This is a genomic window from Parabacteroides sp. (genome assembly GCF_977054455.1).
In genome coordinates this window covers 1-12428 of the sequence record NZ_CDRTCT010000006.1, presented here as the reverse complement: position 1 = coordinate 12428, position 12428 = coordinate 1, and the positions used below count along the sequence as shown (strand labels likewise).

At 49.0% G+C, this 12428-nt stretch carries 11 protein-coding genes; 5 read left to right on the top strand and 6 right to left on the bottom strand.

Going from position 1 to position 12428, the window contains the following annotated elements:
- Positions 1-2: 2 nt before the first annotated feature.
- Genes infB through rimP form a run of 3 tightly spaced genes read right to left on the bottom strand, consistent with a single transcriptional unit; the run spans position 3 to position 4787 of the window.
- Positions 3-2993 carry a translation initiation factor IF-2 gene (infB, locus tag ACW6QF_RS03960; protein ID WP_456086901.1) on the bottom strand — a complete coding sequence of 997 codons (2991 nt, stop codon included), beginning with the start codon at positions 2991-2993 and terminating at the stop codon, positions 3-5.
- A 20-nt stretch (positions 2994-3013) separates the two neighbouring features.
- Positions 3014-4312 (bottom strand): transcription termination factor NusA, encoded by a 1299-nt coding sequence (gene nusA / locus ACW6QF_RS03955; protein ID WP_298549950.1) that lies wholly within the window; start codon positions 4310-4312, stop codon positions 3014-3016.
- 7 nt (positions 4313-4319) lie between these two features.
- Positions 4320-4787 (bottom strand): ribosome assembly cofactor RimP, encoded by a 468-nt coding sequence (rimP, locus tag ACW6QF_RS03950; protein WP_456086900.1) that lies wholly within the window; start codon positions 4785-4787, stop codon positions 4320-4322.
- 390 nt (positions 4788-5177) lie between these two features.
- Between rimP and ACW6QF_RS03945 the strand changes: the two genes are divergently transcribed.
- The 3 genes from ACW6QF_RS03945 to ACW6QF_RS03935 are packed head-to-tail and all read left to right on the top strand — an operon-like array spanning position 5178 to position 8616.
- Positions 5178-7385 carry a TonB-dependent receptor gene (locus ACW6QF_RS03945; protein WP_456086899.1) on the top strand — a complete coding sequence of 736 codons (2208 nt, stop codon included), beginning with the start codon at positions 5178-5180 and terminating at the stop codon, positions 7383-7385.
- Between the two features lie 3 nt (positions 7386-7388).
- On the top strand, positions 7389-8003 hold the full coding sequence (pnuC, locus tag ACW6QF_RS03940) for a nicotinamide riboside transporter PnuC (protein ID WP_298549947.1): 615 nt from the start codon (positions 7389-7391) through the stop codon (positions 8001-8003).
- The gene (locus tag ACW6QF_RS03935; protein WP_456086898.1) at positions 7987-8616 is read left to right on the top strand and encodes a thiamine diphosphokinase; all 630 of its coding nucleotides are present in this window, start codon (positions 7987-7989) and stop codon (positions 8614-8616) included. The genes pnuC and ACW6QF_RS03935 overlap by 17 nt, the downstream gene beginning before the upstream one ends.
- Before the next feature lie 181 nt (positions 8617-8797).
- Here the strand turns inward: ACW6QF_RS03935 and ACW6QF_RS03930 are convergent, their stop codons facing one another.
- From ACW6QF_RS03930 to ACW6QF_RS03920, 3 genes are all read right to left on the bottom strand, one after another.
- Positions 8798-9142 carry a hypothetical protein gene (locus ACW6QF_RS03930; protein WP_298549945.1) on the bottom strand — a complete coding sequence of 115 codons (345 nt, stop codon included), beginning with the start codon at positions 9140-9142 and terminating at the stop codon, positions 8798-8800.
- A 101-nt stretch (positions 9143-9243) separates the two neighbouring features.
- On the bottom strand, positions 9244-10710 hold the full coding sequence (locus ACW6QF_RS03925) for a DUF3868 domain-containing protein (RefSeq protein WP_456086897.1): 1467 nt from the start codon (positions 10708-10710) through the stop codon (positions 9244-9246).
- A gap of 8 nt (positions 10711-10718) precedes the next feature.
- Positions 10719-11276 (bottom strand): DUF3575 domain-containing protein, encoded by a 558-nt coding sequence (locus ACW6QF_RS03920; RefSeq protein WP_008154165.1) that lies wholly within the window; start codon positions 11274-11276, stop codon positions 10719-10721.
- Positions 11277-11642: 366 nt separating this feature from the next.
- On the opposite strand from ACW6QF_RS03920, the gene ACW6QF_RS03915 reads away from it, so the two are divergent.
- Positions 11643-11894, top strand: coding sequence for a type II toxin-antitoxin system Phd/YefM family antitoxin (locus ACW6QF_RS03915; protein WP_298549943.1), 252 nt, complete (start codon positions 11643-11645; stop codon positions 11892-11894).
- Positions 11876-12157: a Txe/YoeB family addiction module toxin gene (locus ACW6QF_RS03910; protein WP_298549942.1), complete on the top strand. Its 282-nt coding sequence runs from the start codon at positions 11876-11878 to the stop codon at positions 12155-12157. The genes ACW6QF_RS03915 and ACW6QF_RS03910 overlap by 19 nt, the downstream gene beginning before the upstream one ends.
- Positions 12158-12428: the final 271 nt, after the last annotated feature.

Sequence of the window (12428 nt, the reverse complement as noted above, 5' to 3'; positions counted from 1 at the left end):
GTTTACAATGTCTTCTTGATTTCCGTTTCTTCGTATGCCTCGATGATATCGCCAACCTGGATATCATTGTAGTTCACAATGTTCAAACCACAATCCAAACCGGCAACCACTTCCTTCACATCGTCCTTGAAACGTTTCAAAGATTCCAACTCACCGGAGTGAACCACGATGCCGTCACGGATCACGCGCACCTTGTTCGAACGCTTGATCTTGCCTTCACGTACCATACATCCGGCAATCGTACCCACTTTCGTGATCTTGAATACCTGCTGCACTTCCACGTTGGCCGTGATCTCTTCCTTGATTTCCGGCGAAAGCATACCTTCCATTGCGCTCTTCACTTCTTCGATCGCATCGTAGATGATCGAGTACAGACGGATTTCGACTCCTTCTTTCTCTGCCAGACGACGCGCGGGCAATGCCGGACGCACCTGGAACCCGATGATGATCGCATCGGAAGCGGCAGCCAGTACGACATCCGATTCGGAGATCTGGCCGACAGCCTTGTGGATCACGTTCACCTGGATTTCCTCTGTAGACAGACGGATCAGGGAGTCTGACAACGCTTCAACGGAACCGTCCACGTCACCCTTCACAATCACGTTCAGTTCCTGGAAGTTGCCGACTGCGATACGGCGACCTATATCATCCAGCGTAAGCATCTTCTGCGTACGCAGACCCAACTCACGCTGCAACTGTTCGCGACGGTTGGCGATTTCGCGGGCTTCCTGGTCTGTTTCCAGTACGTTGAACGTATCGCCGGCTTGCGGAGCCCCGTTCAGACCGAGGATCAGAGCCGGTTCGGAAGGACCGGCCTGTTCGATACGTTGGTTACGTTCGTTGAACATCGCTTTTACACGACCGAAATGGGTTCCGGCCAGTACGATGTCACCGACTTTCAGCGTCCCGTTTTCAACCAACACGGTAGAAACATATCCACGTCCTTTGTCGAGTGAAGACTCGATGATGGAACCAACGGCACGTCTCTTCGGATTCGCCTTCAAGTCGAGCAAGTCGGCTTCCAGCAATACTTTTTCCAGCAGGTCTTCTACCCCGATACCCTTCTTGGCTGAAATTTCCTGGCTCTGGTACTTACCCCCCCAGTCTTCAACCAGGTAATTCATGTTAGCCAGCTCCTCCTTGATCTTGTCAGGATTGGCATGCGGCTTGTCGATCTTATTGATGGCAAATACGATAGGTACGCCGGCAGCCGAAGCATGGTTGATCGCTTCAACGGTCTGCGGCATGACATTATCGTCGGCAGCCACAATGATAATCGCGATATCCGTCACCTTGGCGCCACGGGCACGCATGGCGGTAAAGGCCTCGTGACCCGGCGTATCCAGGAACGTGATACGGCGTCCGCTCTGCAACTTCACGTTGTAAGCACCGATGTGCTGCGTGATACCTCCGGCTTCACCGGCAATTACGTTTGCATTACGGATGTTATCCAGCAAAGAAGTCTTACCGTGGTCAACGTGTCCCATCACCGTAACGATAGGCGGACGGGCAACCCAGTCTTCTTCGTTGTCGTTTTCTTCATCGGCCTTGATGGCTTCCACCACTTCGGCACTTACATATTCGGTCTGGAAACCGAATTCTTCGGCTACGATATTAATTGTTTCCGCATCCAGGCGCTGATTGATGGAAACCATGATGCCGATACTCATGCAAGTACCGATAACCTGCGTCACAGGAACATCCATCATGTTGGCGAGGTCGTTGGCTGTCACGAATTCCGTCAGCTTCAATACCTTGCTTTCCATTTCTTCCTGTTCCATCAGTTCGTGTTCACGCTTCTGGAAAGCATCGCGTTTGTCACGACGGTACTTGGCGCCTTTATTATTCTTATTGCCCTTGTTGGTCAGGCGGGCCAGGGTTTCCTTTACCTGCTTCTGTACATCTTCTTCGCTGATCTCCGCCTTCACCGGCTTGCGCAGGCGCGGCTTACGATCGTCGTTCGGACGTGACGGACGTGCATTGGTTCCCGGCGTATTATTTACGTCTACGCGATCTTTTTTGATACGATTACGCTTTTTCTTTCCGTCTGCACCGCCTTCTCCCGGTTTGACGGGAGCGCCGGGCCTTGACGTCGCATCTTTCGGTCCCTTGTTGAAAGGCCCGTTACCCGACTGTTGTCCCGGCTTGTTACCGGCGAACTTCTCACGCTTGTCTTCACGCTCTTTCTTGCGTTCCTCCTTCGTCTTTTTCTTCGGACGGGTAGACTGATTCAACGCGTTCAGGTCAATCTTCCCGGTCACCTTGATTTTCGACTCGAACTTCGGAGTATTCAACCGGAATAATTCCTCTTCAGAACCGTTGCCGGCAGATGCCGCCGGTTCCTCGGATTTCGCGGTCGTTGACTCTACATTTGCAGCTTCCGGCTCCTGTACAGGCTCCGGTTTGATCACTTCTGCTGGTTCCTTTTCCACAACTATAACTTTTTCTTCTTTTATCTCCTCAGGCTGCTGTTTCACTTCCGGGATTTTCACCTCAGGCACTTTCGCCTCTGGTGCCTCTACTTCGGGAGCTTTTACTTCAGGGGCTTTCACCTCCTGAACCGGAGCTTCAGCAGTTTTTGCAGCAGAGGTCGCCTCCACAGGCTTCTCCGCTTTCTTTTCCACAGGAGCGGAAACAGGCTGTTGCTGTGCCTCCTGCGCTTTTTTATGCGGTCTGTCCAGATCGATCCGGCCCTTCGTCACGATTTTAGGCTTGAATTCTTCCGGTATTACAGTCTTTATTTCCGAACCCTTTTCTTCTTTCACAGAAGAAGCCTCCCTGTGAGGACGTTCGGGCACAACCCGCTCACGCTCACGTCCGCCGTTCGGTAAATCTTTTCCAAACTCTTTTACGAGCAAAGCATACTGTTCATCACCGATTCGCGTGTTGGGATTGTTGTCCTCCACCTCGAACCCTTTCTTGCGTAGAAACTCAACCACCGTGTTGATTCCTACATTTAATTTCCTTTGTACTTGTATTAATTTTATGGGCATATCAAACTTTGTCGTAATACTTATTCCTGTTCCTGGGTTTCATCCTGTTCTTGGATTTCCTCCTGTTCCTCTTCAAATTCGGCAGATAAGATAGCAAGTACCTCGTCAACAGTCTGTTCTTCGAGGTCGGCACGTTCTATTATCTCTTCGCGGCTCATAGCCAATACGCTCTTCGCCGTATAGCACCCGATATTCTTCAGTGCTTCGATTACCCAGCTGTCAATTTCATCCGAGAATTCATCCAGATAGATGTCCTCTTCATCTGCACCTTCCACATCACGGAAGACATCGATGGCATATTCGGTCAGCATACAGGCAAGTTTGATATTCAGACCGCCTTTACCGATAGCCAATGAAACTTCTTCAGGACGAAGATAAACCTCTGCCTTACGTTCTTCTTCGTTCACTCGTATAGAGGAAATTTTTGCCGGGCTTAATGCACGCTGGATAAACAGCGATACATTGGATGTATAATTAATAACATCGATATTCTCGTTTCTCAGCTCGCGAACGATACCGTGAATACGGGAACCTTTCATTCCGACGCAGGCGCCGACCGGGTCGATACGGTCATCGTACGACTCTACGGCCACTTTTGCCCTCTCTCCCGGAATACGTGCGATCGCCTTGATGGTAATCAGGCCATCGTTGATTTCCGGTACTTCAAGTTCGAACAAACGCTGCAGGAATAATTTGTCTATACGGGAAAGAATGATCTTCGGATTGTTGTTGTAGTTATCCACCCGCTGTACGATAGCACGTACGGTTTCACCTTTGCGGTAAAAATCTGTCGGGATCTGTTCTGTTTTCGGGAGCAGCAACTCATTACCCTCGTCGTCCAACAACAAGATCTCTTTCTTCCATACCTGGTAAACATCGGCTGCGATGATGTTGCCGATTTTATCCTTATATTTAGCAAACAAGCTGTCTTTTTGCAATTCAAGTATCTTTGAAGCCAGCGTCTGGCGCAGGTTCAGGATGGCGCGACGTCCGAAATCGGCAAAATGCACTTCGTCGGTCACCTCTTCGCCCACTTCACAGTCGGCATCGATCTTACGGGCCTCGGTCAATGTCAGCTGAAGATTCTCGTCTTCCAGTTCGTCATCGGCGACAACCGTACGGTTTCTCCAGATTTCGAAGTCCCCTTTTTCCGGGTTGATAATTACGTCGTAATTTTCATCCGTACCGAACATTTTAGCGATCACGTTGCGGAATGAGTCTTCCAACACGCTGATCATCGTATCTTTATCTATATTTTTCAACTCCTTGAACTCAGCAAGTGTGTCAATCATACTGATTGTTTCCTCTTTCTTGGCCATAATCTTTTTACTTGAATCTTATTAGGTATTTTGTATATTTTATTTCATCGAATGTATATGACTGGTCTTCCCGGACAGTCACTTTACGCTTGGCTCCTTCGGGCTTCACTTGTTTTTCAACAGTGACTACCACCCCGTTTTCGTCGGCCGACTTCAATACGCCGGTCAGCTTCGTGCCGTTTTTAAGCAGCATTTCCACTTCATTGCCTATATTTTTCACATACTGGCGAAGCACTTTAAACGGAGATGTTATCCCTGCGGAACCGACTTCCAGCTCGAAGTCTTCCACATCCCGGTCCAGGTGACCTTCCACATAGCGGCTCAACTCCGCGCAGTCGTCGATACAAACACCCTCATCATTATCTATTTCTATGATAATCAGGTTACCTGGTTTAATTACTACATCTACTAAATAATTGCCGGAAGAAGCTAATTTTTCTTCTACCAACTGACTTATCACGTCCTTTTCAATCATATACATACAGTTAAGAACAAAAGAAGGGGACTGCCCGCCCCCTCCTCATCTTCGCTTAATCGCCTGCAAATATACAAATAATCAGTGAGTTTTCAAATAAATATATATTTTTTCTGCATGTTATGGGATTTATCGCGTACATATTGCACATATGTCTCAAAAGCAAGCGTATGTCAGAACATTTGGTCATTACCCGTTTTTTTCGTTCCTTTGCCCCCGAATATAAGGGGTGCTTGCCGAAATGACGCCCAGGAACAGGAAGGCAGGCTGAGATTATACCCATTGAACCTGCACGGGTAATGCCGACGAAGGGAGAAAAGTGTATCTTCAGTAAAAACAGCTCACCTCTGCTATTCCTTTTAAAATTCAGGTTATCAAAAAGAAAAAAGGATGAAAAATGTTCTTATTATCGCCTCATCATTAGTGGCATTGTCAGCACAAGGCAAAACGATCGGGCCTGCCGACTCGCTGAAAATCTCAAAAGACATCTCGCTGGACGAAGTGGTCGTGACCGCAACCAAAGTAGCCAAAGGTACGCCTGTCGCCTACAGTGAATTGACAAAGGACGAGCTGAACCGCCGGAACGACGGGCAGGGAATCCCTTTCCTGATCCTCCAATCGCCATCCGTGATCATGACATCGGATGCCGGAACAGGTATAGGGTATTCCGGATTCCGGATCCGCGGGACGGATGCCAACCGTATCAACATCACTGTCAACGGCGTACCGGTAAACGACTCCGAGTCTCACACGGTCTTCTGGGTAAACATGCCGGACTTCGCCTCCTCGGTCGATAACATCCAGATACAGCGTGGAGCCGGGACCTCGACCAACGGAGCAGCCGCCTTCGGGGCCACCGTCGCCATGCAGACACAGAAATCGGAGTTGAAACCTTATGCCGAATATTCAGTCTCGGCCGGTTCGTTCGGAACAGTCAAAAACATGGTCAAGCTCGGAACCGGACTTCTACAGGACCATTTCGTTTTCGATGCCCGCTATTCCAATATCCAAAGCGACGGATACATCGACCGGGCCGATGCCAACATGCACTCCTACTTTGCCTCAGCGGCTTATTACGGGGATAATACCCTGATCCGCCTCCAGACCTTCGGCAGCATCGAGAAGACCTACCAGGCGTGGACCGGTGTCCCCTCCTATCTGCTGAATGCAGACCGCACCTACAACCCTTGCGGGGAATATGAGGAAAACGGCGTCACCAAATATTACAAAAACCAGACGGACAACTACCGACAGCAGAACTACCATCTGACCGCCAGCCAACGCCTGAGCGACCTCTGGAACATGAACCTGACACTCCATTACACGCATGGAGCCGGTTACTACGAAGATTATAAAAGCGGAGCCAAATTCAAAAGCTACAAACTGCCTCCTTATATAAACAGCGAGGGAGACACCCTCGCCAAGACAGACCTTGTCCGCCGCAAATGGCTGGAAAACGACTTCTACGGAGCCATCTACAGTGCCAACTACCGGGGAGAGCGCTTGCAATTCTCCGCCGGAGCCGCCATCAACCGCTACGACGGCGACCACTTCGGACGTGTCATATGGGCGAAGCAATCAAACAGCCTTCCCGAACCGGACTACGAATATTACCGGAACACGGGCGACAAACTGGACTATAATATGTACGCCAAAGCCAATTACCAGTTCCATCCCAACCTGAACGGATATCTGGACATGCAATACCGGGGCATCCACTACACCATCAAAGGCAGCGACGACAAAGCCGGCGACCACGTGGATGTCGACAAACACTGGAACTTCTTCAACCCCAAGGCAGGCATTAACTTCCAGAAGGGAGGCCACAACGCATTCGTATCTTTCTCGGTAGCCAACCGCGAACCGAACCGCGACAATTTCACCGAAGCCGGCCCGGACGAACGTCCGCAACATGAGACACTCTACGATTACGAAGCCGGCTACGGTTTCGGCAATTCCCGCTTCCACATCGGAGCCAACCTCTACTTCATGGACTACAGCAACCAGCTGGTCCTGACCGGCAAGATCAGCGAAATCGGCGAAGCGCTCACCTCCAATATCAAAGACAGTTACCGGATGGGAATCGAATTGACCGGAGGCGTAGAAATAGCCCGCTGGCTGGACTGGAACGGGAACCTGACTTTAAGCCGGAACAAGATCAAGAAGTTCACCGAAAGCATCGAGGTCTACGATGCCGACTGGAACTACCTGCGTGAGGACCGCAACAACTTAGGGACGACCACTATCGCCTTTTCGCCGGACATCATCGCCAACAGCATGTTCAATTTCAGTTGGAAACAATTCAGTGCAAGTTTCAACTCCCAGTTTGTCGGCCGCCAGTATATCGACAACACCTCTTGCAAAGACCGCTCCATCGATCCTTATTTCGTAAGCAACCTGCGTGTCGGATATGTTTTCAAGCCGAAGTTCATGAAGGAGATCGCACTCGATGTCACGGTTAACAACCTGTTCAACGAGCAATATGAGACCAACGCCTGGGTCTACTCGGCAATGGTCGACGGCGAACGCTATAAAGAGGACGGTTATTTCACCCAGGCGGGAACTAACGCAATGGCACGGGTAACATTCAGGTTTTAAACGATGGAACAACTGCTGGAATATTTCGGAGTACTGACCGGTCTGCTCTATCTCTTTCTGGAGATAAGGCAGCATCGCGCCATGTGGGTCGTCGGCTTCCTGACTTCCCTTGTCTATGTTTTTGTCTTTTTCTTTTCAAAGATATATGCGGATATGGGATTGAACATCTATTATGTAGCCATCAGCATATACGGTTTCTGGCAATGGACACGCCGCAGGGGCGGGCAAGAACAAACAGCGGAAGCCGTAGAAGCAGCTCCCCAGGAGGTGATCCTCTACCGCGACATGACGCCCCGTCTTTTTGCCGGGATCAGTTTTTCCATTGTCGTCCTGTTTGCGTTGCTCTATTATGCCCTGCATCATTTCACCGATTCGCCGATCCCGGCAGGCGATGCTTTTACCACTGCTGTCGGGATCGTCGCCACCTGGATGCTGGCACGCCGGATCGTCGAACACTGGATATTCTGGATCATCGTTAACTGCGTCTCCGTCTATCTTTATTGCCTGCGTGGACTTTATCCCACAATGTTTCTCTATATTTGCTACGCCATATTGGCGGCAGTCGGATTATACACATGGAAAAAGAAAGGAATAAGAACAAATGATAGCACCTTATAATTGCGTAGTCGTGGCAAACGGCAGCTTTCCGCAAACAGCTTTACCGCTTCGTCTCCTGCACGAAGCCTCTGTTGTCATCGCCTGTGACGGAGCCGTCGAGGCGTTGGATAAAGCAGGCATCATTCCGACAGCGATTGTCGGCGACTTGGACAGCATCCCGTCCCGCTTCCGCCAACGCTATGCCGACCGCATCCATATCGTGGAAGACCAGGAAATAAACGACCTGACAAAATCCGTCCGCTTCGCCCGCCGGTCCGGGCAACAGGAAGTCCTGATCTTAGGGGCTACCGGGCTGCGCGAAGACCATACGTTAGGCAATATCTCCCTGCTGATGGACTACGCCCCGCTGTTCCGCCGGGTAGAGATGCTATCGGATTATGGAATCTTCACCCCTATCCAGCAAACGACAACACTGGACAGCGAGCCCGGAACCCAAGTGTCCCTTTTCTCCCTTGCCCCATCCGGCAGGATCTCGACATCCGGGCTGCGCTGGCCCATCCACAATCGCCAACTGACCGCCTGGTGGCAAGGCACATTAAACGAGGCGACAGGCAACAACTTCACCGTCACCCTCTCACCGGACGCCCGGATCATAGTTTACCGCACCCTCTAAATAATGCAGTTCAATTTCGGCAGATAAATCATCATTTGTATGTTTCAAATATTCTTAGAATAAAAAAGTCCCGAAGGGGATCTTGCGATCAGCCTTCGGGACAAAATACACCCTCAATTTTACAACTTAGTATTTATTCAAGCCTCACGGCTGTTTAATAAAAATGCGAATCAACCACCTGTCACGCAGGCAACTTATTCAATTGAGAAGCTTTCCATTCGGGAAAACCATCAATACTGTCATAGATGTGGAACTGCAACTTGTCATCTGCCACCCTTTTCAACTCCGTTTTGGGAGCAAGCGGCAAACACATGTCATCCACCGCAAACAGTGCTTTTAACAAAACCACATCGTACCCCTCGCGGATTACTTCTTTCTGTAATACCACCGGCACATTCAGTCTGGCCAGATAATAAGCAGAACGTTCATACGCGCACCATGCATTACCTTCGAGATATAAGTAGACACCATGCTGGTTGTCTATCTCATTCATCAAAACATTTTCGACATCTGCTATACGTTCCATAATCTTAATTCTTTAAAATACTCAATCTTTTATATGCAAACTTTTATCGCAAAGATACAGGCTAACTATATATCCGCTACCATGCAAAAGTATCAATTATGCTACTCAAAACTATCAAATAGTTGATTATCCGCCTCTTTCTTACGTAATTCGTCCAAATTGGCCGCTGCTCCCTTCACTCCGGCAGCTTTTGCCTGTTCCAACAACTTTCCTGCCTCATCCAGGTTTCCTTCCAGCAGATTCAACACGCCGCGGGCATGTACCGCTTCGGGACTGTTGCCAGCCTTAGCCAGATACGTACGGGCTGCCTCCAGGTCATGCTTCGACAAGGCGATATTGGCTGCGTTCAGGTTGGCGACAGGATCATCGCCGTACATGCGGACCGCAATCTCGAACACCTCGTTATAGTCCTTGCTGCCGATCTCGTAGCTGTTGGCCACCGCGAACATTTCGCTCAAGCTCAGCTGCTGCGGACGCGTCTTGATAATCTCGCGGCCTTCCTCAACCGTAAAGAAACGCACCTGGTAAGCGACACGGTAGTCGGAACGGCGCAACGAAGGATAGATATTCTTCAACATATACCGGTAAGGAGCCCCTCCGTCCAGAGCTGCCAGCTTGGCGTCTTTCTTGTCCGGGTCGTCATTGCTGTCGATGATAGCCAGCACAGCCTCCCGCGAAGGGACGCTCCGGTCGGCCTCCACTTTCGCTTTCAGGCCTTCCCAATCTTCGGAACCGTTTTCCAGCGTGAAAAGCTCCGGTTTGAAGTCATGTTTCTTCCTTATATATTCGGAAAGCGCTTTCACACGATTGCCGGCCAGGACCGTATTGGACTTGTAGCTGCCTTCGGGCGAAGCAAAACCTTTCAGGATAATGCCTTCGAGCGTGATGTTCTTATCGTTTACGACCGTACTGATCGTATTGTCGATCTTCGCCAGTTCCACCGCATTGTTACGGAAGTCCGGCAGGATCGCATATTTGCCCACCTGGAAATCCAGATAAGCAGTCCCCACCTCGGCACGATGTTTTACCGTTTCCGCTTCCGGAGAGATATAAGCCAGGGTAGGCTGTACCTCATACCGTTTGTCGGGACGGGTCAGGACCTTGTCGGCTATCACGAGCGGCGTGCCCTGCGCCTCTTTGCCGCAACCGCACATGTTCGGGACCAGCACGAAACGGGCGTCTTTCATCCACGCTTCAAACGGGATTACCGTCTTATAGTTGATGACGCTTTCGCTCTTTCCGGCCTGCACGACCAGGAAGCGAGGCTCATCCTGCAAATTGTTCAACGCGATCTCGCGGTCATACACCTTCTGGCTGATCCGCCCGTTCAGCAAGATGGAAGGCAAGCCCTCTTTCTGCGAAGCCGATTCCAAGACCGGTGTCAGGGAGAGATTCTCACGGGATTTGATCCGGCTGCCATCGACCGTGATCACGGCATCGATCAGCAATTCGTTTCCTTTTTGCTTCAATTCGTTACAAACCACTTTTACCGGAGCCTGAGCCAGGATAGCCGGCGAAACGACAGCCAACAGAGCTGCCGCCATATATAATTTCATTGTTTTCTTCATAGCGCCGATTATTTAATAAAGTAAATGATAGAAAGAGCAGCCTTCGTCACCCCGAAATAATCTTTCGTCTCGCTCTTCTGAACCGTACCGCACGATGCACACGGATATTTATCATAGTCCAGGTGCGCCCATCCGATACCGATCACCGCCTCCATGCTCCAACGGTTGCTCAGCAGCCACTGGTAGCCATAGGACAGTCCGGCTCCGTAGAGGTTGCCCTGGTACCGGTAATTCTCCATATTTTTACTCAGGAACTTGATCCCGCCGACATTATAATCGGCATAATGGGCATGCACCCCGAGAAAATGGCCGTTAAACTTCTCACATAGCCAATAACGTGCTTCCGGCTGGACCATCCAATGTTTCCAACGCATGTCGTCGCCGAACTTCCACCCGTTGTAGTTACCGGACAAGTCCAGCGTCCACTTCTTGCTCAATCCCATCTCAACACCGAGGTTGATCGTCGCAGTCGCGTCGTACAGCAAGTTTGACTTTACCGCAAACTTCTGCCCATAGACATTCGTCATTCCGGCCAGAAGCAAAAAGAGGAAAAGTACTTTTTTCATACACTTCATTTTTAATTATCTTTTATTTTTCTATCCTATATTAAACAACAAAGGAGATAATACAGTTTATCCCGACACAAAAATATAATAAGTCTTTACCCCACGCGGTAGGTGCACGTTTCAAGTTTCACAGGCAAAGCTACCAAGAACAAGGCGTTTGATATAAATACCGATGAAAAAGGGGCGGGACGATAGAAATACCGATTAACACACGGAAATATTATCATGCCGATAAAATCATCCAACAGGCTTCACCATAAAAAGGATCAAGAAGACAAAAAGCAGCCAAAAGTTTGATGTATGATTAAAACTTTTCCGTATATTCGCAAAAGTTTGATATATGATTAAAACGAAAGAGAGGTTTTTATGAGGATTATTAGCAGTCGTGAATTTAATGACAATCAAAAGTTGTACTTTGACTTGGCAGATCAGAATGAACAAATTATTGTCCAAAGAGGAAAAGACAAGGCTTATATGCTTATCCCCATTACCGAGTCAGATAGATTGTCGACAAGTTCTGCTCTGATAAACAAGATCAGAGATGCCGAAAGAGCCATTCGCGAAGGAAATACGACAAAAATCAACGATATTGATAATATATGGGAAAGTATTCTATAGAAATTGAAAACGAAGCCAAGAAAGAACTTGCAGCCCATTACAAATCGGGAGACCGGAAAACGATCAAACGAATTGAGAGGATATTTAAGGAGTTAGCGGAAACGCCTTATGACGGCATAGGTTCGCCCGAACCCCTTAAATATGAACTTTCCGGATATTGGTCAAGACAAATAAATAAAAAAGACAGGCTTATCTATAGAGTAAAAGAAGAAACCATTACCATCTACATCGTCTCCGCCATAGGTCATTATGACGACAAATAGAAGAATTGGATACTCTCGCATCCCAAAGTGATAATATCAGCATACGCAACCGGGCTAAATGATAAAGGCTACAACAACAAGAACTGTAACTGAACAAGAGGCTGTGTCGTAATTAAGTTTTACGGCGCAGCCTCTGTTTTAGTAGTTCCGAGAGTCGGATTATTTTCAGGCGACCGATTTTTGCGGAATTTTCCAAAATATTCGATTCTCGGACGATATAATCCGAGATACACGTATAAACAGGTCAGGATGGGGCGTATTCCCCCCATTT